A 21,715-nucleotide genomic window follows, 5' to 3' on the forward strand; every position below is an offset into this window, starting at 1 on the left:
AAATTATGCGAATTTTATTCAGAGGGCTCGAGGATGACCGGTTTATGCGACCTTTACAGCTCATCACGAATCTTTTTTATGAGGAGAGTGAACTCTCAATCACAGAGTTAGAAAATCCTGAGCTATTAGTAGACTTCCAATATGAATATAATAGTCCTTTCATAACAACATATGCCAAACTGACTGACATCAAATCCGGCAACGAATTTAAGGGAAGCTATCGTAAGGAATTTCCTCCATTTGAGAATGACAAAGAACTATTTAAAAAGATAAAAAATGCAGTCTCACATGTGTATGTAATGGTCATGCAAGATTTTACAGGTATTATTCAACCGTGGGGAATGCTCACTGGCATACGCCCAACAAAGCTGTTACACAATAAGATTCGAGATGGAAAATCTCATGAGGTAGCACACAAAGAGCTGAAAGAAGATTACTTAATTACAGACGAAAAACTCGAATTAATGCGCCAAATTGTCGACCGTCAACTCACAATGGTTTCTGATTTATATCAATTACAAAATGAAGTAAGTATTTATATTGGGATTCCTTTCTGCCCAACAAAATGTGCCTATTGTACATTCCCTGCCTATGCCATCAATGGAAGACAAGGATCAGTCAATTCCTTCCTTGGAGGACTTCATTATGAGATGCGTGAGATGGGGCGTTGGTTAAAGGAAAATCATATCAATATTACTACTGTATATTATGGTGGCGGAACTCCAACAAGTATCACGGCAGCAGAGATGGACATGCTATATGAAGAAATGTACCAGTCCTTCCCAGATGTGAAAAACATACGTGAAATCACAGTTGAAGCGGGAAGACCTGACACGATTACACCTGAAAAACTTGACGTCCTAAAAAAGTGGAATATTGACCGTATCAGTATTAATCCGCAGTCCTATATACAGGAAACACTAAAAGCGATTGGCCGTCATCATACGGTTGAAGAAACAGTTGAAAAGTTTCATCTTGCACGAAATATGGGGATGAACAATATCAACATGGACTTAATCATTGGCCTTCCGGGTGAAGGGGTAGAAGAGTTCAATTATACCCTCTCAGAAACAGAAAAGCTTATGCCTGAGTCATTAACCGTTCATACTTTATCCTTTAAGCGTGCATCTGAAATGACACGAAACAAGAAAAAATATAAGGTTGCCGGCCGTGAAGAAATTACAGAGATGATGAATAATGCTTCAACTTGGACAAAGGAAAACGGGTATGTTCCATATTATTTATATCGAATGAAGAACATACTTGGAAACCTAGAGAATGTTGGCTATTCACTACCAGGGCAAGAGAGTATCTACAATATTATGATTATGGAAGAAATGCAAACAATCATTGGTCTAGGCTGTGGAGCAGCTAGCAAATTTATTGATCCTGTGACAGGAAAGATTACTCAGTTTGCAAACCCGAAGGATCCGAAATCCTACAATGATCATTTTATTGAATACACGAACAAAAAAATCGATATTTTAAACGATTTGTTTGGAGTAGTAAAAGGGGTATAGGAAACTATGCCTCTTTTTTTTCGTTCAAAAAGGAGGATTTTTCTTTATAATGAGGAATTATTCAAGTACTAGAACTCATAAAGTTAAACAGATTCCTTTTCATTAAAATGTAAACGCTTTCTATTTTGTTTCTATTAGACAAGACTTCCACAAAAATACCACATTATATTTATCCATTATGAAACATACATTGATAAAAACAAACCCTTATAACTAGGAGGGATAATAATGACCGCACGTTATTTACAAGACGAGCATCATATATTTCGCGATGCCTTTCAAAAGTTTCTTGAAAAAGAAGCATATCCCTATTATAACGATTGGGAAAAAAACGGGATAATCCCTCGTTCTTTCTGGACAAAAATGGGGGATAATGGCTTTTTATGTCCATGGGTTGATGAAAAATATGGAGGACTTAATGCTGATTTTGGCTATACTGTCGTCATTAACGAAGAGCTTGAACGAGTTGGCGCAAGCATGATAGGAATAGGTCTTCATAGTGATATCGTGGTTCCTTATATAAATGAATATGGCACAGAGGAACAAAAACAAAAATGGCTGCCAACATGTATATCAGGTGAAATGATTACAGCAATAGCGATGACAGAACCAGGTGCTGGTTCGGATTTGGCAGGGATTAAAACGACTGCTGTAAAGAAAGGGGATCATTACATTGTAAACGGTCAGAAAACATTTATAACAAACGGCATTCATGCGGATTTAGTCGTTGTTGTTTGTAAAACAGATCCAAAAGAAAAACATAAAGGAATTAGTTTGTTAGCAATTGAAAAAGATACCCCTGGATTCACTCGGGGAAGGAAACTCGATAAGGTTGGTCTCCATGCACAAGATACGGCAGAACTGATTTTCGAAGATGCAGTTGTCCCTGCTGAAAATCTAATTGGAATCGAGGGGAAGGGCTTTTATTACTTAATGCAGCAGCTCCAGCAAGAAAGGCTAATTGTTGCAATATCCGCTCAAATAGCAGCTGAGACAATGCTAAAGCTAACATTGAAATATGTTAAAGATCGCGAGGCTTTTGGACGATCGATTAGTAAATTCCAACATATTCAATTTAGACTTGCAGAGATGGCAACTGAAGTTGAAATAGGCAGAACCTTTTTAGATGATTTGATTGAGAAACATATCGCAGGAAAGGATGTGGTGACAAAGGTTTCCATGGCCAAATGGTGGTTAACCGATATGGCAAAAAAAGTCGCAGCTGAATGTATGCACCTACATGGTGGATACGGATATATGGAGGAATACGAGATTGCGAGACGGTATCGTGACACACCAGTATCCGCGATTTATGCAGGGACAAATGAAATCATGAAAACGATAATTGCGAAAAATATGGGACTATAAGTTTACAAGCGTAACTTGATTTTTTCAAATTATTTTGAAGTGGGGGAATGGATTATGATGAATGTACCATTGCTAGTTTCATCAATGCTCGAGCGTGCAGAGAGGTATTTTCCAAAGAAAACCGTAGTTTCGAGAACTACAACTGGTATTGTAACTCATACCTATAAAGAGATAGGTGAACGAACAAGGAGATTATCAAGTGCCCTAGACAAAATCGGGGTCAGTAAAGGTGACCGTATTGGAACACTAGCATGGAATCACCATCGTCATCTAGAAGCTTATTTTGCGATACCTGGTATTGGTGCAGTTCTTCATACCATCAATATCCGCCTTTCACCCGCGCATATAGTCTACATCATCAATCATGCTGAAGATAAAGTACTGCTTTTTGATGAAGATCTACTTCCATTATTAGAAAAGGTTAAGGATCAATTAAAAACAGTTGAGGCGTTCGTCATAATGACTGATAAGGATGAATTGCCTGAATCAAACTTAGAGCCACTTTATCATTATGAAGAAATTGTAAATGAAGGAAATCCTGCATTCGAATTTAAGAAAGACCTTGATGAAAATGATCCGGTAGGGATGTGCTATACATCTGCAACAACAGGTAATCCGAAAGGGGTTATCTATTCAAACCGAGGAGTTGTCTTACATAGTATGGCACTCGGTCTAGCTGATAGTTCAGGATTGACGGAAAGTGATATTGCGATGCCAGTTGTTCCGATGTTCCACGTAAATGCCTGGGGATTACCTTTTGCGGCGGTGTGGTTTGGAACCACTCTCGTTATGCCAGGACCCTATTTTACTCCAAAGGTATTAGCTGAATTAATAGATTCCCAGAAAGTAACAATAACTGCGGGTGTACCAACAATCTGGCTTGGGCTTCTTAATGAACTAGAGCAAGGCAACTACGATACAAGTAGTTTAACTCGTATTTTATGTGGTGGTTCTGCAGCTCCAAAGGGGCTTATTCAAGCGTTTGAATCAAAATACAAAATCCCGTTTATCCATGCTTATGGGATGACAGAAACAACACCACTTGTTGTGTTATCTCGTCTAAAAAGCTATCAAAATGACCTTTCAGAAGAAGAAAAACTAGAAATTCGGTCGAAACAAGGGTCTATCGTCCCTTTAGTTGAAATGAAGGTAGTCGGGGCAAATGGAGAAGTTGCCAATGACGGTAAAGAAATGGGAGAGTTATTGTTAAGAGGAAATTGGATTGCTGATGAGTATTATAGGGATGAGCGAACAAATGAAGCGTTCCGAGATGGGTGGTTACATACCGGAGATGTAGTCACAGTAGATGAAGAAGGAATTGTGAAGATTGTGGATCGAACAAAGGATCTTATCAAGAGTGGTGGAGAATGGATTTCCTCCGTTGATATTGAGAATGCACTCATGGCTCATGAGTCAGTGTTTGAAGCAGCTGTTATTGCAGTACCGCATGAAAGATGGCAAGAACGTCCAGTTGCATGTGTAGTGTTAAAAGATGCTGCAAAGGACCAAATCACAAAGGATGAGTTACTTGAGTTTCTAAAGCCACAATTTGCGAAATGGTGGTTGCCAGATGATATCATCTTTATGGATGAAATCCCGAAAACATCAGTAGGAAAGTTCCTGAAAAGAGCCCTGCGAGACCAACTGAAAGACCATCTATCACAAGTTAAGTGAACATGTAGGTGGACTTTACATCAAACAGGGTAAAGAGGTACGTCTCTGGATAAAATTAGGAGATGGTGAACTCGCAAACATGGTAAAGAGGTTCGGGATTGGATAAAACTAGGAGATGGCGAACCCGTAAACGTTGTAAAGGGGTTCGTAACTGGATAAAACTAGGGGATAGCGAACTCGCAAACGTTGTAAAGAGGCTCGAGATTGGATAAAACTAGGAGACATCGAACCCGCAAACATGGTAAAGAGGCACGCACCTGGATAAAACTTGGAGATGGCGAATCGCGAACGTGGTAAAGAGGTTCGTAACTGGATAAAACTAGGGGATAGCGAACCTGCAAACGTGGTAAAGAGGTTCAGCATTGGATAAAATTAGGAGATACAAAACCTGCAAACATGGTAAAGAGGTCCTCATATGGATAAAACTGGTAGATACCGAACGCGCAAAAGGGTCATCCAATAAACTCTGGATGACCTTATTAATTTATTGAAAACGGTTTCTTTTAAAGTAATATAATTATATAATAGTAGAAACACCACTAAGGGGGCTTTATAATGGCAATCGAACAAGTAGAAAAAGTGTTTCTTCATATGGATGAGCGAGTAGCCTATCTTACTCTAAATCGCCCAGAGGCACTTAATTCGATGGATATTGAAATGCTTAATCAAATTTTACATAGTTTAAAAGAAGTAGCTGCCAACGATGAAGTGGATATCCTTGTATTGTCTGGTAGTGGACGTAGCTTTTCAGCTGGAGGAGATATTAAAACAATGTTAAGTTCCACTGACGAAAGTGCTTTTGCACCTGTGATGGAACTTATTTCAGAAATAATGAAAACGCTCTATTTGTTACCGAAACTAGTACTCAGTGCAATAAATGGACCAGCTGCTGGACTAGGGTTAAGCTTTGCGTTAGGAGCTGATTACATCATCGCCGATCGACAATCAAGATTAGCTATGAACTTTATCGGGATCGGCCTAATTCCTGACGGTGGTGCACATTTCTTCCTTGAAAAAAGACTAGGCGAAGCAAGAGCCAAACATTTAATTTGGGAAGGGAAGCCATTATCACCAGGAGAAGCTCTACATATTGGATTAATTGATGAGGTTGCAGAGGAAGAACTGCAAACAGCTGTCATCCATAAGGTGAAAAAGTGGAAAAAGAAACCTGTACTTGCCATGATTCAAACTAAGTTTATCTACAATCAAATGCACTTACCAGAGCTTGAAAAAATATTGGAATTAGAAAAACACGGACAGTATACAATGAGAAATACAAAGGACCATCGCGAAGGCATTCAAGCCTTTTTAGAAAAAAGAAAGCCAATTTTTAAAGGCGAATAATGAAGAAAATCCCGTTGAAAGCACAGCGGGATTTTTTTAATAAAAAAAAACAGGTACCCAGAATTTGGTACCTGTTTATCGATGAAATAACACTAATTTTCCTGATGAGCTTGTGCAGCGATGTGTCGTTTCTAAATAGTTTTTTTCCTTCAGAATTCTTTCACCAGTTTCCTTTGCCTCTTTTTCAGTAGCAGCTTCGAATGTTTCCTCAAGTAATTTTTCTCCCGTTTTATCAAACACTGTTAACACATAGTTCATGTCAGAGCCTCCCCATAAATAAAGTTAAAATTCAGATACTTAAAGTGTAGTTGATTGCAAGATTCAGCGCAATAAAAACAATGAATAAATGTGTTATGATAATTTTTGAAACTTTTTCCTAACTCATTCGTAAAAACAACAGGAGAAGGAGGAATCGAAATGGCATTACAGCTAGAAAATGTGACAAAACGATTTGGTAGTTTCACAGCTGTTGATAATCTATCAATTGAAATACCTGAGCGTGAAATGTTTGGTTTTTTAGGTGCCAATGGGGCAGGAAAGACAACAACATTTCGGATGATTCTCGGATTACTAGATGCCAGTGATGGCCGAATTAGTTGGGATGGTAAAAAGATTAATTATGAGACTAGCCATATGATTGGGTACTTACCAGAAGAAAGAGGACTTTACCCAAAAATGAAGGTACGTGATCAACTTGTGTACCTAGCGAGACTGCGCGGAATGCAAAAACAAGAAATTTTACAACAGATTGATTACTGGTTAGAACGATTTAAAGTACCTGAATATGCAACGAAAAAAGTTGAAGAATTATCAAAAGGGAACCAGCAAAAAATACAGTTTATTGCATCTGTCATTCATAAGCCGAAGCTACTTATTCTTGATGAACCATTCAGTGGGCTTGATCCCGTGAATGTTGAGCTTCTAAAAGAAGCCGTTGTAGATTTGAAAAATGCTGGAACCTCAATTGTATTTTCAAGTCACCGGATGGAACATGTTGAGGAATTATGTGAGCATTTATGCATTATGCATCATGGTAAACCAGTTGTACATGGTTCTCTAAAAGAAATTAAGCGTTCTTTTGGAAAGAAAAATGTAATTGTACATGCCGATTTTGATATCAGTCATTTAAAAACATTAGCAGGTGTAACAAGGGCGAAGGAAACTGCGGAGGGCCTCCATTTACAGGTTGAAAGTGAACAAATTTCACAAAAAATATTAGATTCTATTGCGGGAAAAGGCTTTGTTCGAAAGTTTGTATTAGAGGAACCTTCCTTAAATGATATTTTTATCGAAAAGGTAGGTGCTTCTTATGAATAAGTTTTGGATTATCCTTTTTCACACATATGTGAGTAAATTAAAAACAAAATCATTTATTATTACGACATTGATAACAGCACTCATTATCTTTGGACTGGCAAATATACAATCCATTATTGAAAAATTTGATGAAGATGAAACAAACCATGTAGCAGTTCTAAGCGAGTCAGAGGAACTTTATCAAGCTTATGAGCAGACTTTAACAGCAATGTCTACTGATATCGTCATTGAAAAGATGGAAGGGTCAGAAGAGAATGCGCAAGAACGGGTTACCGCCGAAGAATTAACCGGTTATCTTATTCTAACGGAAACACCTGAAGGACTACCAGAGGGAGTTTATAAGGCACCGTCGATAACGGATTCAGAAATCACTGGGCAACTAGAACAGGCTCTTCAACAGTTGAAGGTGACAATCGCAACCACAAAAGCGGGATTAACTCCAGATCAGATTAATCAACTGTATGCACCTGTTCAATTTGATAAAGTGGCCCTTGAAGAAAATGCAAAAACGGAAGAAGAACTTAATCAAGCGCGTGGTTTAGTTTATGTCCTTTTATTTGTTATCTATTTTGCAGTCATCATGTATGCAAATATGATTGCGATGGAAGTTGCTACTGAAAAATCATCTCGTGTTATGGAAATATTGATTTCAAGTGTTTCTCCGATTAAGCAAATGTTCGGTAAGATTCTTGGAATTGCACTTTTGAGTCTAACTCAATTTGCTGTGATTTTATTGGTTGGATATGGCTCCTTGAAGCAAAGCATGAGTGGAATGGAAGGCGGATTTTTTGAAGTGTTTGGTTTTGGCGATTTGCCTGTATCAACCTTTGTTTACGCTGGTGTTTTCTTTATTTTGGGATACTTCTTATATGCAACACTTGCAGCCTTCTTAGGCTCTCTAGTAAGTCGAATTGAAGATGTTCAACAAATGATCACACCGATGACCTTATTAATCGTAGCCGCATTTATGATTGCTATGTTTGGGCTAACAAAACCAGAATCATCCGTGATTACAATCACTTCTTATATTCCATTTTTCGCACCAATGATTATGTTCCTTCGAGTTGGTATGTTAACACTTCCAACCTGGGAAATTGCGTTATCAATCGGGATACTAGTTTCAACAATTACTCTACTTGCGATATTTGGAGCTAGAGTCTACCGCGGAGGAGTCCTTATGTACGGTAAATCTTCCTCCTTCAAAGACATCAAAAAAGCCTTACAACTCACAAAGAATGATAAATAAGCTGCTAGAATTGGACCGAGGGTTATTCCCCTCGGTTTTTATGTGTTTTAAACCTATAAATACCCTGATATTTCACAAAAAAATAAGAACGTGCATTCGTATCAAGAAGGTGTTAGAATATAGGTAAATGAGTCTAAAGGAGCTATTTAATGGATGCACTTACTTTTTTACATATTGCGGATTTACATTTGGACAGCCCGTTTTCAGGGTTAACCAATCTGCCAGCGAAAGTTTTTAAACGTGTACAAGATAGTACTTTTACCTCTTTGAAAAGATTAATCAACATTGCGATTGAGCAAAAGGTTGATTTTATCATCATCGCAGGTGATTTGTTCGATGGAGAAGACCGAAGCCTTCGTGCACAATCACGATTTCGTAAGGAGATGGAACGACTTCAAGACCATGACATAGAAGCTTTTATCGTCCATGGGAATCATGACCATCTTGGTGGGAATTGGCCACATTTTGAATGGCCAAGCAATGTCCATGTGTTTCAAAATGAAAATGTCGAGGTCATTCCTTATAAAAAAAATGGAAAAACCGTTGCGAATATTTATGGGTTTAGCTATGCAAAAAAAGCTGTGCTCGAAAACAAGACCCATTTCTATGAAAAGAAAGACGGTGCTACATATCATATAGGCATCTTACATGGAAGTAAAGAAGGGGAGAGCTCCCATAGCCGTTATGCTCCGTTTTTGTTATCAGATCTCCAGCAAAAAGGATTTGACTATTGGGCTCTTGGACATATTCACACAAGGGAAATTTTAGCTGAAGACCCTCCTATTATTTATCCTGGCAATATTCAAGGTAGGCATAAAAAGGAAACAGGTGAAAAGGGTGGTTATCTTATAAAGCTTTCAAAAGCTAAAACAGAATATAAATTTTTCCCAACATCGGATTTAATTTGGGAAAATACGACCATCGATATTTCTGAGCTTACTAGTTTTGACCAACTTGTAGACAGATCACTTTCTCATCTTGATTCCCTCCGTAAAGAAACCCAAGGCTTATTTGCAACGATTGAATATATAGGAACCGGACCACTGCACGCACAACTTCAAGAAAATGCTATAAAAGCAGATCTCCTATCTCTTCTAAACGATGATATAGAAGAAAAGAATTTTGTTTATGTAGTAGGACTTAAACAAAATTTCCAAATAGAAATCAATCGTCAAAAATTAAAACAGGATTCACATTTTATTGGTGATTTATTAGAAAACATGGAAACATATCAGGACTTTGACCAGGCACTACTCCCTTTAAGGAACAATCAAAGCTTCCGAAGGCATATTGATACTTTTACAAGTGAAGAACTACAGGAAATACTTCACGATGCGGAGAACTTAATTTTACGAGAACTCTATTTTTCCAATAGGAGGTGACGATATGAAAATCATTGGTATTCAGGTCTATGGATATGGAAAACTTGAAAACTTGGAACTTGGAGACCTATCTCCACATCTTCAGGTCTTTTTTGGTCAAAATGAAGCTGGAAAATCAACGCTTATGTCGTTTATTCATAGCGTTTTATTTGGATTTCCTACAAAACAACAAAATGAGCAACGTTATATCCCTAAAACAGGAAACAAATATGGTGGAAAGCTCATTCTCCAAACCGACGAATATGGAACAATTATGATTGAAAGATTGCCTGGGAAAGCTGCAGGAGACGTATCTGTATTTATGCCAGATGGAACAGTTAAAGGAGAAGAATTTATATCAGAGCTATTCCAAGGAATGGATAAAAATCTTTTTCAAAATGTTTATTCTTTCAATATTCATGGACTACAAGGTCTACATAATTTAAAGAGTGAGGATGTAGGAAGGTTTTTATTTTCTGCGGGGACAGTTGGAACAGACGCATTACTTGAATTACAGAGTAAATTAGTGAAGGAAATGGATGGTTTATATAAACCAAAAGGAAAGAATCCACCACTGAATATGGAACTTATCCGACTAAAGGAGGAACATGCAAAAGTTACGAAGTGGCAGGAGAAAAATAGTGAATATGAATCTCTCCTGAACGAACAACAACAAATCGAAAAGGAACTTGTGTCCTATGATACCCGAATAAATTCTTTAAAGCAAAAAATTCAAGAATCAGAGAAACTCCAATCAATTCAACCAATCGTAGAAGAATATCAAACCTTACAAAATCGATTGCAAGGTTTACCAGAGTTTGAGCCTTACCCCGAAGATGGGCTGAAACGCTTAGAACAACTGCATGCGCAGATAAAACCGTATCAGGCACAATTAACTGCCATAAATGGCCAAATTATAGAATGGAACAAGGAAAAAAGTGAAATCCGATTGGCCAAACAATACATCGATAACGAACAACGGATTTTGGAATTGGTTGAAAATAAAAGCCTATTTACTGAAAAAGAAAACAGATTCCAACTCACTACTAAAGAACTTCAAGAGATAGAAGATGAATTAAATCAACTAAAAGATCGAATAAATTTAACATTACCAGAGTCAGATGTTTTGAAATTAAATCTTAGCATTTCTGCAAAAGATATGTTTTCTGAAATTGTTTCTGAAACAGCACGACATAGGCAACAGAAGCATTTCTTAGATAATAGCTTTACGCAAGTAAAGGAAGCGCTAGATCATAGTGAACAAAAGTTAAGTGTCTTAAAGCAACAAGTTCTCCCTGAGGATCAACGAAAACGCTATGAAAAAAAGAAAAGTCAATATACATCGAAGGAAAACCTAGAAAATGAAAAGCTGTTGATTGAGGAAGAGGTAAAAAGAATCGACCAAAAAATAAAAAGAGTTACAGTAAAGGAATCCGAAAACAAACAAAAGTATACTCGTTTGTTTTATGGAATCGGTCTTTCATTATTGATCATCTCGATATATTTCTATGTTACCAAAGAATGGATAATTGGTGGGATATTAACTATACTCGGTGCTCTCATGTGGCCAGTTGGGAATACAGTAACCTCCCAGATGTCTTCCTCATACATACATGAACTCCAGGAAGACAGAGAAAGACTCATCAAAAAACTGGAGGCTATTAAAGAGCAACTAACACATAGCAACTATTCAGAGCATGAAGAGCTAACAGCAATTCTTATTCGTGATAAGCATTTAATGCAGCAGATTGAAATTGAAAAAGCCACACATCTTCAAAACGAACTTGCATTAGATAAGGTATTTAAAGACTTTGAGGAATGGGAGAAATCTGAGTACTCCTTAGAGGAAAAAGCTACAAACATCAAGAAAACATATGGACTTCCAATGCAAATTTCAAATGAACGATTATTGGATGCTTTTCAAATTCTTGAAGCCATCAAGGAGAAAGCATTAAGTAAACAAAAACTTGCTGTAGCAAAAGAAGAGCTTCAAAATGAGATTTCTAACTTCCAATCTAAAATTTACACCGTTGCAAAGCAGATAAACATAGAAGACCAAAGTTCCATCAAAGTTGACCAGATGGCGTTTCGATTACAAGAAGAAAAAAAGAAATATGAACAGCTTATACAGATCGATGCGAAAATAAAGGATTCAGAAGAACAGATCTTAAAACTTACTATTGAAATCGAGCATCTTCAAAAGGAAATTCAAGTTCTATGGGATATCGCGAAAGTTTCGAATGAAGAAGAGTTTCGGGCAAAGGGACAAGCAAATGATACCGCACGAGAACTTAATGAACGAATGAATCTCCTTATAGCGCAACTCGAACGCTTTGGAGAATTAGTTGCAATTTGTAATATAGAAACAAATTATGAAGTTCAAATTGAAGAGATGTCAGCTGAAATCACTCGACTTCATGCAATTGAAAAAGAAAGGCAAGGTCAACTGTCAGCAATAATCCACCGAATACAAGAACTAGAAGAAGGTGGAACCTATGCAGATTTACTTCATTCTTATGAGGCAAATAATTCGTTAGTTAAAAACTATGCTAAAAACTGGGCAACACTAGCAGTTGCAAAAGATATACTAGCTAAAACTGTTGACCACTATCGAACGCTCCGCTTACCTAAGGTAATGAAAAGGGCAGAGCATTATTTTTCTATTCTCACAGATAAGAAGTACAAAAGAATCTACCTTGACAATGAAATCGATGGTTTTATTGTCGAGAGCGATAAGGGTGTACGCTATACGCCGAATGAACTTAGCCAGGCCACTTCAGAGCAATTGTACATAGCGCTCAGATTTTCGCTTGCTAATACGATGCATCCCAGTCAATCATTTCCATTTATTATTGATGATAGCTTTGTTAATTTTGATTCAGGACGTTTATCAAATGTCATCTCTTTGATTAAAGAGCTGTCAAGAGAAAATCAAGTCCTCCTATTTACTTGTCATCAACATGTTTTGGAAGGATTTGGTGAAGTCAAACCTATTATACTAGGTAACGAAGGTATCTTAGAAAACCATAAAAATATGCTATAATTTTTGTAAGAAATTTGTTATTTTCATAGTCCTCATTTATAGAAATGAGAGTAAATAGATAAGCAGGGGGAGAAAATATGGTGAAGGGTATTGTACATTATGAGGTGGGACAACAGGTTGACGTATATTTATTTATTAAATCATCAACTAAAGGCATTGCAAGTAATGGAAAACCATTCTTAACTTTAGTATTTCAGGATAAAAGTGGAGAAATTGAAGCAAAACTTTGGGATGCAACACCTGAGGATGAGACAAACTATGCTGCTCAACAAATCGTAAGACTTGCTGGCGAAATTAATAGCTACAGAGGACGAAATCAGTTGAAAATCAGAAATATCCGACCTATAACTGATTTAGATGGAGTTACTATTTCCGATTTTCTTGAAGTTGCACCTGTACCGCAGGATGAGATGGCTTCAAAGATCACACAATATATTTTTGAAATGAACAACTCGAATATCCAGAGAATTACGAGACATTTACTGAAAAAACATCAAGCTGCCTTTTATGAATATCCAGCAGCAACTAAGAACCACCATGAATTCGTGTCTGGCTTAGCCTATCATGTTGTCTCAATGCTTGACTTAGCAAAAGCAATCGCTCATCTATATCCATCACTTGATACGGACTTATTGTATGCAGGTATCATTCTGCATGACCTAGGCAAGGTTACCGAGTTGTCAGGCCCTATTTCAACAACATATACAGTAGAAGGAAATTTATTAGGACATATCTCAATCATGGTAAATGAAATCGGACAAGCCGCAAAAGAGCTCGGTATTGAAGGTGAAGAAGTTACTGTCTTGCAGCATATTATTTTAAGCCACCATGGAAAAGCAGAATGGGGAAGCCCTAAGCCACCAATGATTAAGGAAGCGGAAATTCTACATTATATAGATAACCTAGATGCAAAAATGAATATGTTGGATCGTGCATTAGAACGTGTAAAACCAGGCGAATTCTCAGACCGTGTCTTTGCATTGGATAATCGAAGTTTTTATAAACCAACCTTTCATAAATAATCAATCAAAACTCGACTCACTTTTTTTAATGAGTCGAGTTTTTTTATAAATAGATTTTCATCATTTATGGAAAGCTATGTAAAAAAAGAGGTTCTGAAGAATGACAAAAGCAATACTTCTATTTTTTCTTTTTTTATTTGTCTTTCATAATACAGCCATTGCGGTTACAAATGAATATGATGAGAAAGATAGCCCATTAAGCTTTAAAGTTGAAATGGTTCCTTGGGACATCGTGAATGAGATTCTTCCTAGAAAATCCTTCTTTACGATTATTGACGTTGAAACGGGTCTTCAATTTCGTGTGCAAAGAAGGGCCGGAAGCAGACATGCTGATGTTCAACCACTCACAATTGAGGACACTAAAATCATGAAGAAAATCTACAGTGGGAAATGGAGCTGGAAGCGAAGGGCGATTATTGTGAAATATGGAGATCAAATGATTGCCGCCTCCATGCACGGTATGCCACATGGTGCAGGTGCATTAAAAAACGGCTTTCCTGGCCATTTTTGTGTGCATTTCTTAGGAAGTACTACCCACAGTTCGAAGGAACCAGATTTTGCACATAAACTCATGTTATTAAAGGCAGGAGGAAGGCTAGACGATTACATTAATAATGCGGATCCGTATCACCTAATTGAAATATTTGTCGCCGGTATTAACCAGTCAGATCGAAAAATTATCAAACAAACCGTTATTCCGAATTCAAAAAATAAGAAGCTTTACAAAACCTTAAATCAAATTACTATTTTTTCAATAACAAACATGTCTTATTTACCGCTAAGCGATTTAAAAGGACTATTAAGTATGGAAATACCAGTTGAAGTCGAAATATACCGGGAAAATCAAGGGAAGGAACGAAAACAAATCGTTTTTGTACTGGTCCGCAATAGTATTGTTGACCGTTGGTATATCCAACAAAATGACTTATTACAGCAACTGTAATTTTGTGAAAAATATGAAAATGAAAAAGGATTTCTTCAGTTTTTGTAGAATTCTGTAAATACTAGTTCTGATTTGGAGTGATCAAGATGACATCAAAAAAGTCTCTATTATATGGAGTATTAATTGGAAGTGTGATCGGTGGTGTATCCGTCCTTTTAAGTTCACCTACTTCAGGCAAGGAATTTAGAAGGGCATTAAAAAATAATCAAAAGCAAATCTCTAATTCCATGTCACAGGTTGTTTCCGATGGAAAATCCTTAACAGAACAGGTCTCTATGTCAACGAAACAGGCGGTGAATACAATAGCAGAGGTTTCCAGTGATATTAAGTATTCACTAAATCATTGGAAACAGGAGATTGAAGGTAATCAAAAAAATATTCAAAAAGAGCTTTCGGAAATAGAAAGCGCTTTAGAAAAATTAGAAAAAGCGGTTACAACCCCATAGAATCAAAATTTTTTAACCTAATTTAAAAATTTCGTAAATTTACATCTTTATTAATTTTTATTTTATTGGCATAATAGTAATAAGAGAAAATAGAAAAGTGGGTGAATCTATGAAACATGAAGAAAAAATGGCCTCCATCAAAGAAGCGCTCCTTTTTAGTCAGAGAATCGCACAGCTAAGTAAGGCATTATGGAAATCTATTGAAAAGGACTGGCAACAATGGATCAAGCCTTATGATTTAAATATTAATGAACATCATATTATTTGGATAGCGTATCATTTGAAAGGTGCTTCAATTTCAGAGATTGCTAAGTTTGGAGTTATGCATGTTTCAACTGCATTTAACTTTTCTAAAAAGTTAGAGGAACGTGGACTTTTACAATTTTCAAAAAAGGAAAATGATAAGCGTAACACGTATATCGAGTTGACACCAAAAGGGGAAGAAATCTTTTTAAAAATTGTGGAGAGCTATAATCCTAGTAAAAATGGAGTTTTGGAAGGAGCAATTCCTCTTAAGAAGCTTTACGGAAAGTTCCCAGAAATCGTTGAGGTTATGAGCATTGTCCGTAACATCTATGGAGACGATTATATGGAAATCTTCGAGAAATCATTCCGAAACATAGAAGATGATTTTATTGAAGTAGATGGAAAGCTTTACAAACGAGTAGAGGAAAAAATAGAGTTGTAATCTCGATTCAGTTTATTTTGTTGATTATCCCTTTAAACTCGTACATTAAAGGGGTATATTTTCTTTCTTTCGCTAATACGTCGATTGTTGTTTTTGGATCTAAGTGGGGATGAAGCATCCCTACAAATTGAGTTAAAAGCGGCGTGAAACATATTAATCCCTCCGCTTTTTGTTTTTTATATTTAATGCTCATCTCTTCACAAAGGTCCAATAAGTCTTCAACGTCTTTTTTTGTTAATTTTGCTTCCATTATTAATTGATGAAACGGTGATAACTTATCCTCTAACAACGGTAAGATGAGTGACTGATAATATTCAAGTCGCTCCAAACGCTCTTCAATTGACTCCATAGTTAACACCTCAAATTCTTTAGTTGAATGAATACAATAAGTTTGTTTTTAAATAATATGCCCAAAAACCGCGAAAAAAGTCGAAAAAACATGTATTTTATCGTTCTTTTGGATACCTATTGCATTTTTGTTAGAAACAAAGTAAAGTAGTTTAGTAAGTTTAGAGTAACTAATTTAGAATTTTTTTACTTTGATTTGGATAGGACTTCCAATTATTTACTTCTTATGATTGCGGATGGTGATTTAGTATGACTTGTTGGAAAACCATTAATCTTTCAAAGGATTATGGATTCCATCGAATTGTGTTGGTATCCTTGATATCAATGTTCATTGCATTTATTCTTTTTTATTTGCCAATGAATCTTATGTATTCTTCAATTAAACTAAATGAAGATGGATCAATTTATTTTTTATTAGCTTTATTGTTGATTTATCCATTACATGCAACCTTGCATGTTTTACCGTTTTGGGTAACTGGTAAAAAACTAAAAGTAACATTTAAATGGATGTACGGAATCATTCCAATTGTTTCTACTCGTTCAAAAGATGCACTTTCTAAACCGTTTATCATTTTAGTAATGAGTACACCATTTTTATTGATTACTACTCTTCTGCTTGGTGCGTGTGTTGCTTTTCCGGTCTATATACATTATTTTTCCATTATTGCAGCGATCAATTTTGGATTCTGTGTTCCTGATTTTATCTATTTAGGTCAGTTTATTAAGGCACCAAGATCTTGTACTGTTGAAGAAGTAGAGGATGGCTATGATATTTTAATTCATAAATAAACTTTATTCACTTGGGATTTTGGATACTCAGTAATGAATAAAGTTGAGCCTTCTGGGAGTCTTAGATTTTCATGATTGAACAAAATCTAGGGGAAAAAATGCCACGGCATGTTTGATTTTAGATGGGGGGATGAGGAGTGCTCTTATTTTATATTCCATTTGCTGCTTTTATTTTGTTTTACATTAATCAAATGACTTTCCGGCTATGTGAGCAAAAAGAAATTCCTGATGACCGCCAGCCAAAAGTTTATCGAACAATTAATATTTTAATTACCATTTTACTTATTTCCTCCTATGTAGAGGTCTTGTTTACGTAAATGGAAAAAGGATGACCGATTTTTCGGCCATCCTTTTTTTTTAGAGTAGGTTTTTTAGATTGTCTAGCTCAAGCGCCTAGCCCCTCTCTGGTCTAGCCAACCTGTCAAGAAGGATAAAAGGCATCCTTCTAGCCAGCTTTTCTTATGCTTGTCGGGGCTGAGCAAGTCACTTAAGCTTTTCTTAGAACCAAGCAGCACCAACGATGATTAGAAGGATGAATAACACGACAATTAGCGCGAATCCACCACCGTATCCGTGACCCATAGTAACACCTCCAATGTCTTTGTACGGTATTTTATGCGAAATCATTTGTGAACGAATAGGCGAGTGTCTCGCCTTTAGGAATTCTTTTTCACAATCAACTGAATTTTTGAACTTGAAAGACAAAAGCCTTGTTATTCAGTTCACTATATCCTATTCGCATAAAGCCTATATGACTGTGCGAATGTCCCAGATTTTTGAATAATCTTGCGAAAATGTTTTCTTTCTTTTTTAAAAGTATGTTATAGTAATTTTTGTACCCTTGGACAAACCGTATATAAAAAATGTACATAGTAGGAGTGTGTGTAATGAAAAAATCAATAATTGCTTTAACGGCTGCTGTAGGTATTCTTGGTCTAAGTGCATGTAATAATGCCGACGATTCAGCAGTACTTGTAGAGACAAAAGCTGGAAATGTAACAAAAGACGAATTATATAATGCAATGAAGGATCAAGCAGGCGCAGTGATCCTTAAAGATTTAGTTTATACTAAAGTATTATCAGAGAAATATGAAGTGACAGATAAAGAAATAGATGCAAAGTATGAAGAAATGCAAGCTGCTCTTGGTGCTCAGTTTGATGCAATTGTTGAGCAAAATGGAGAGGAATTCGTTCGTGAACTTCTTAAGTCTGACATGTTAAAAGAAAAAGCTGCATTGGAAGAAGTTGAAGTGAAAGAAGGAGAAGTGGTTAAAGCAAGCCATATCTTAGCTCAAGTTCCGCAAGATGCAACTGAAGAGCAAAAAGCAGAAGCAAAAAAGAAAATTGAAGAAGCTAAGGCTAAGCTTGACAGTGGTGAAAAATTCGAAGATGTAGCTCAGGAATACTCTGAAGATGGTTCAGCTCAAAATGGTGGAGATCTTGGTTGGTTTGGAAAAGGACGTATGGTTCCTGAATTTGAAGAAGTTGCCTTTACCCTTAAAGAAGGCGAAACAAGTGATATTGTTGAATCCCAATTTGGCTATCACATTATTAAAGTAACCGGAACAACTGAAGGTTTCGATAAGATGGAACAAGAGAAAAAGGACGAAATTCGTAAAGCTTTACTTCAAGCAGACCAAACTGCCCTTCAAACTGCTTTAGACAAAGCAATTGATAATGCAGATGTAAAAGTGAAGGATGACGATTTTAAAGACTTATTCAAAGCTCCAGCAGCAGAATAATGAGAAAGGACCGTTTTAGTGAACGGTCCTTTTTATGTGCCGTTTTTTACATGGCCTCTGGTTTATTCATTTGCTTAGAACGTTTTTCTTTTTCGCTATTCATACGTTCGATATATACATTGCCTTCTTGCTCAATATAGGAGTCTTCAATCTTCTTATCCTCTCTAGATGTCCTAATCACCATATATGCACTAAAAAGAACTCCAAATAACGCTACATATACAAACCAAGGTACTGTTAACATAGAATTCCACTCCTTGTCCCACTTTTTACTTCTACTATATGATGAAAAATGACTAGATATCACTTAATTTCATAGATTTTTGTTGGAGATGAAGAGTAGAAATAGTGGATCACTTGATTCTATCGACGTTATTTCATTTCTATCAATTTTTTTTCATTCTATTAGTTTTAATTCTGTTCTATAGACTTTAACTAATTCACAAATAAATGGACAGAAAAAGGGTGCCCGCCAAATAGTCGGACACCAGAAATTCATGATTATGCACTAACTGTAAAGTTTGTACGTCTAATAATTTGTTGTGCAACTGGATAAATAATCGCCATTGCAATTGTACCCATTACAGTTGCTGGGATGACTACGCCAATGAACAATCCGATGAATGTTCCAGGTAGACCAGCAATAATAAGTGCAGTGTTTAAGAAAACAAATCCAGAAACTAAAATTCCTACTGCAGTAATAGCACATACCATTACTAGTGATTGTGTCTGCTTTCTTGCAACTGTAAACATGCCATAGAATACGAATGCTGATACTAATTTATCGACAGGGTTCGCAATTTGACCACCTGGGAAGGTTGTTGTCAATGCTGAAATCACACCGCCGACAATTGCTACAAGCAACACGTATTTCTTTTCAGGGAATAACATAATACCTAAAAACATGAAGATTAACAATAAATCAGGCTTCATCCCTAGGTAAATTCCCGGCATAACTGTGTGCAGTACAGCACCCATTCCAACTAATAATGCTAAAAACACTAAAACCTTTGTATTCATTTCTCATCTCTCCTCAGCTTTTCTAAGCTATATTTTTGGATTCTCCAATAGTGCACTCATTGCCTATTGCAAGAATCTTATCTATAAGTATATCAGACTATTAGACCAATTTACAGTTCTAATTATCTGATTTAAAGGCCTTCATAAATGAGGCAAGGGCTTCAACAGACTCATAAGGGACCGCATTGTAGATGGAAGCACGGCAACCTCCGATTGAGCGATGTCCATTTAATCCTACGAAACCCATTTCCTTTGCTTGTGCTAAAAACTTTTTCGTAAGCTCTTCACTTGGAAGTGTGTATGAAACATTCATCGTGGAACGACTGCCTTTTTTAGCATGTGCTTTATAGAAGCCATCTGATTCATCAATTGTATGATATAAAAGAGATGCTTTTTCATTATTCTTCGCTTCAATTGCAGGTACGCCACCTTGCTCCTTCACCCATTCAAGCACAAGTGAAAGCATGTAAATTGAAAAAGTAGGTGGAGTATTATAAAGCGAATTAGATTTTACATGTGTTTTGTAATCTAGCATGGTCGGGAGATTGCTATTGCCTTCTTTTAATAGGGAATCTTTAATGATAGCAACGGTTACCCCAGATGGACCAAGGTTTTTTTGAGCACCAGCATAGATCATCCCAAATTGTTCTACATTAATTTCTCTACATAAAATATCACTGGACATATCTGCAATTAATGGCACATTGGTGTAGGTTGGGTACTTTTCCCATTGTGTCCCATAAATGGTGTTGTTTGATGTGATATGAACATAAGCAGAGTTCTCTGAATGAGCGTTCTCACCAATTTCAGGGATATAATTGTATTTATCTTCTTTACTGGATGCGACTATATTGGTTTCTCCGAGTTTATTTGCCTCATCAAGTGCTTTTTGAGACCAAGAACCAGTTAATATGTAGTCACCTTTTTTACCTGGAGTGAGAAAGTTCATGGGAATCATTGAGAATTGTAAACTAGCGCCACCCTGTAAAAATAATACATGGTAGTCATCTGGAATACCCATGAGACTACGTAAATCAGAAATAGCTTGTTGATGTACTTGGTCATATTCTTTACTACGATGACTTAATTCCATTACAGACATGCCAGTTCCTTTGAAATTATTAAGTTCGGCTTGGGCTCGACTTAAAACTTCAATTGGGAGAGCAGAGGGACCGGCATTAAAATTGTAAGCTCGTTGCATGTTTGAATCCTCCTATTTTGTTGCTTTAGTTGAATAAAGTTATCTTATCATGTTTTTATGAAAAAAAAAGTGAAATTTTTAGAAAAAACACGAAATAACGCTTTCAAACCATAAAGAAAGACAAGACCGTAAGTCTTGCCTTTTTAGGATTAATTTTTTTGTTCGATTGATTTTGAAATGCTTGAGGCAATATTTTGTAAATCTTCGGCTGAGTACTGACTTTCATGAGACTTCCATACGATGCCAAATCCATCGCCTTTTCCATAACGAGGAATGAGGTGTAAGTGGAAGTGGAATACAGATTGTCCAGCTTGCTCACCGTTATTTTGTAACAGGTTCATACCGATTGGATTAAATTCTTTTTTAATTGAATTTGCAATGGATGGAACAACTTCAAAGATATTTTGGGCAATTTCTGGCGTTAATTCAAATACATTTTCTTTATGTATTTTTGGGATAACAAGAGTATGTCCTTTTGATACTTGGCTGATGTCTAGGAAGGCATACACATGTTCATTTTCAAAAACCTTTGCACTTGGAATTTCACCATTGATGATTTTACAAAAAATACAATCACTCATTTACGTCCATTCCTTTCAAAAATTCAGTTAATAACTAGTATTTTATCACATGTTCATTCGAT

The 21,715-nt window shown here is 36.4% G+C and carries 22 protein-coding genes; 15 read left to right on the plus strand and 7 right to left on the minus strand.

All coding sequences use genetic code 11. The features are described 5' to 3' along the window. Positions 1-5: 5 nt before the first annotated feature. From CKJ95_RS10500 to CKJ95_RS10515, 4 genes are all read left to right on the plus strand, one after another. Positions 6-1,520: a coproporphyrinogen III oxidase gene (locus CKJ95_RS10500; protein ID WP_099353372.1), complete on the plus strand. Its 1,515-nt coding sequence runs from the start codon at positions 6-8 to the stop codon at positions 1,518-1,520. A 228-nt stretch (positions 1,521-1,748) separates the two neighbouring features. Continuing rightward, positions 1,749-2,888 carry an acyl-CoA dehydrogenase family protein gene (locus CKJ95_RS10505; RefSeq protein WP_099353373.1) on the plus strand — a complete coding sequence of 380 codons (1,140 nt, stop codon included), beginning with the start codon at positions 1,749-1,751 and terminating at the stop codon, positions 2,886-2,888. A 54-nt stretch (positions 2,889-2,942) separates the two neighbouring features. Further along, complete coding sequence (locus CKJ95_RS10510) at positions 2,943-4,562, plus strand: long-chain fatty acid--CoA ligase (protein WP_099353374.1); 1,620 nt, start codon at positions 2,943-2,945, stop codon at positions 4,560-4,562. Positions 4,563-5,117: 555 nt separating this feature from the next. Beyond that, the gene (locus tag CKJ95_RS10515; RefSeq protein WP_099353375.1) at positions 5,118-5,906 is read left to right on the plus strand and encodes an enoyl-CoA hydratase; all 789 of its coding nucleotides are present in this window, start codon (positions 5,118-5,120) and stop codon (positions 5,904-5,906) included. A gap of 75 nt (positions 5,907-5,981) precedes the next feature. Here CKJ95_RS10515 and CKJ95_RS10520 read toward each other — a convergent pair whose 3' ends face one another. Then, positions 5,982-6,164 carry a YhzD family protein gene (locus tag CKJ95_RS10520; RefSeq protein ID WP_099353376.1) on the minus strand — a complete coding sequence of 61 codons (183 nt, stop codon included), beginning with the start codon at positions 6,162-6,164 and terminating at the stop codon, positions 5,982-5,984. A gap of 159 nt (positions 6,165-6,323) precedes the next feature. On the opposite strand from CKJ95_RS10520, the gene CKJ95_RS10525 reads away from it, so the two are divergent. The 8 genes from CKJ95_RS10525 to CKJ95_RS10560 all read left to right on the plus strand — a co-directional run bounded on the left by CKJ95_RS10525 (position 6,324) and on the right by CKJ95_RS10560 (position 15,972). After that, complete coding sequence (locus CKJ95_RS10525; RefSeq protein WP_099353377.1) at positions 6,324-7,223, plus strand: ABC transporter ATP-binding protein; 900 nt, start codon at positions 6,324-6,326, stop codon at positions 7,221-7,223. After that, positions 7,216-8,469, plus strand: a complete 1,254-nt coding sequence (locus CKJ95_RS10530; RefSeq protein WP_099353378.1) for an ABC transporter permease — start codon at positions 7,216-7,218, stop codon at positions 8,467-8,469. The genes CKJ95_RS10525 and CKJ95_RS10530 overlap by 8 nt, the downstream gene beginning before the upstream one ends. A gap of 149 nt (positions 8,470-8,618) precedes the next feature. Next, on the plus strand, positions 8,619-9,851 hold the full coding sequence (locus tag CKJ95_RS10535) for a metallophosphoesterase family protein (protein ID WP_099353379.1): 1,233 nt from the start codon (positions 8,619-8,621) through the stop codon (positions 9,849-9,851). A gap of 4 nt (positions 9,852-9,855) precedes the next feature. After that, the gene (locus tag CKJ95_RS10540; RefSeq protein WP_099353380.1) at positions 9,856-12,873 is read left to right on the plus strand and encodes an ATP-binding protein; all 3,018 of its coding nucleotides are present in this window, start codon (positions 9,856-9,858) and stop codon (positions 12,871-12,873) included. 77 nt (positions 12,874-12,950) lie between these two features. Further along, positions 12,951-13,895, plus strand: coding sequence for a 3'-5' exoribonuclease YhaM (gene yhaM / locus CKJ95_RS10545; protein WP_099353381.1), 945 nt, complete (start codon positions 12,951-12,953; stop codon positions 13,893-13,895). A gap of 100 nt (positions 13,896-13,995) precedes the next feature. After that, positions 13,996-14,838, plus strand: a complete 843-nt coding sequence (locus CKJ95_RS10550; RefSeq protein WP_099353382.1) for a hypothetical protein — start codon at positions 13,996-13,998, stop codon at positions 14,836-14,838. Positions 14,839-14,924: 86 nt separating this feature from the next. Further along, positions 14,925-15,284 carry a YtxH domain-containing protein gene (locus CKJ95_RS10555; RefSeq protein WP_099353383.1) on the plus strand — a complete coding sequence of 120 codons (360 nt, stop codon included), beginning with the start codon at positions 14,925-14,927 and terminating at the stop codon, positions 15,282-15,284. A gap of 109 nt (positions 15,285-15,393) precedes the next feature. Beyond that, positions 15,394-15,972 (plus strand): HTH-type transcriptional regulator Hpr, encoded by a 579-nt coding sequence (locus CKJ95_RS10560; protein WP_180271217.1) that lies wholly within the window; start codon positions 15,394-15,396, stop codon positions 15,970-15,972. Positions 15,973-15,979: 7 nt separating this feature from the next. On the opposite strand, the gene CKJ95_RS10565 is transcribed toward CKJ95_RS10560, so the two are convergent. Next, positions 15,980-16,321: a DUF1878 family protein gene (locus tag CKJ95_RS10565; RefSeq protein WP_099353385.1), complete on the minus strand. Its 342-nt coding sequence runs from the start codon at positions 16,319-16,321 to the stop codon at positions 15,980-15,982. Between the two features lie 248 nt (positions 16,322-16,569). Here CKJ95_RS10565 and CKJ95_RS10570 point away from each other — a divergent pair, with 248 nt between their 5' ends. After that, positions 16,570-17,109: a DUF3267 domain-containing protein gene (locus CKJ95_RS10570; RefSeq protein ID WP_099353386.1), complete on the plus strand. Its 540-nt coding sequence runs from the start codon at positions 16,570-16,572 to the stop codon at positions 17,107-17,109. Positions 17,110-17,246: 137 nt separating this feature from the next. Further along, a complete protein-coding gene (locus tag CKJ95_RS10575; RefSeq protein WP_099353387.1) occupies positions 17,247-17,426 on the plus strand; it encodes a hypothetical protein in 180 nt (59 codons plus the stop codon). 181 nt (positions 17,427-17,607) lie between these two features. Here the strand turns inward: CKJ95_RS10575 and CKJ95_RS10580 are convergent, their stop codons facing one another. Next, positions 17,608-17,691, minus strand: a complete 84-nt coding sequence (locus tag CKJ95_RS10580; protein ID WP_139339540.1) for a YjcZ family sporulation protein — start codon at positions 17,689-17,691, stop codon at positions 17,608-17,610. Positions 17,692-17,996: 305 nt separating this feature from the next. Here CKJ95_RS10580 and CKJ95_RS10585 point away from each other — a divergent pair, with 305 nt between their 5' ends. Further along, entirely contained in the window at positions 17,997-18,851 is an 855-nt protein-coding gene (locus tag CKJ95_RS10585) for a peptidylprolyl isomerase (RefSeq protein WP_099353388.1), read from the plus strand. A 46-nt stretch (positions 18,852-18,897) separates the two neighbouring features. Here the strand turns inward: CKJ95_RS10585 and CKJ95_RS10590 are convergent, their stop codons facing one another. From CKJ95_RS10590 to CKJ95_RS10605, 4 genes are all read right to left on the minus strand, one after another. Next, positions 18,898-19,095, minus strand: a complete 198-nt coding sequence (locus tag CKJ95_RS10590; protein ID WP_099353389.1) for a sporulation YhaL family protein — start codon at positions 19,093-19,095, stop codon at positions 18,898-18,900. A gap of 257 nt (positions 19,096-19,352) precedes the next feature. Continuing rightward, positions 19,353-19,871 carry a tryptophan transporter gene (locus tag CKJ95_RS10595; protein ID WP_099353390.1) on the minus strand — a complete coding sequence of 173 codons (519 nt, stop codon included), beginning with the start codon at positions 19,869-19,871 and terminating at the stop codon, positions 19,353-19,355. Between the two features lie 118 nt (positions 19,872-19,989). Beyond that, positions 19,990-21,072, minus strand: coding sequence for a 3-phosphoserine/phosphohydroxythreonine transaminase (serC, locus tag CKJ95_RS10600; protein WP_099353391.1), 1,083 nt, complete (start codon positions 21,070-21,072; stop codon positions 19,990-19,992). Positions 21,073-21,221: 149 nt separating this feature from the next. Continuing rightward, on the minus strand, positions 21,222-21,653 hold the full coding sequence (locus CKJ95_RS10605; RefSeq protein ID WP_099353392.1) for an HIT family protein: 432 nt from the start codon (positions 21,651-21,653) through the stop codon (positions 21,222-21,224). Positions 21,654-21,715 lie beyond the last annotated feature (62 nt).

Source organism: Fredinandcohnia onubensis (assembly GCF_002734285.1).
Lineage (GTDB): Bacteria > Bacillota > Bacilli > Bacillales > Bacillaceae_L > Ferdinandcohnia > Ferdinandcohnia onubensis_A.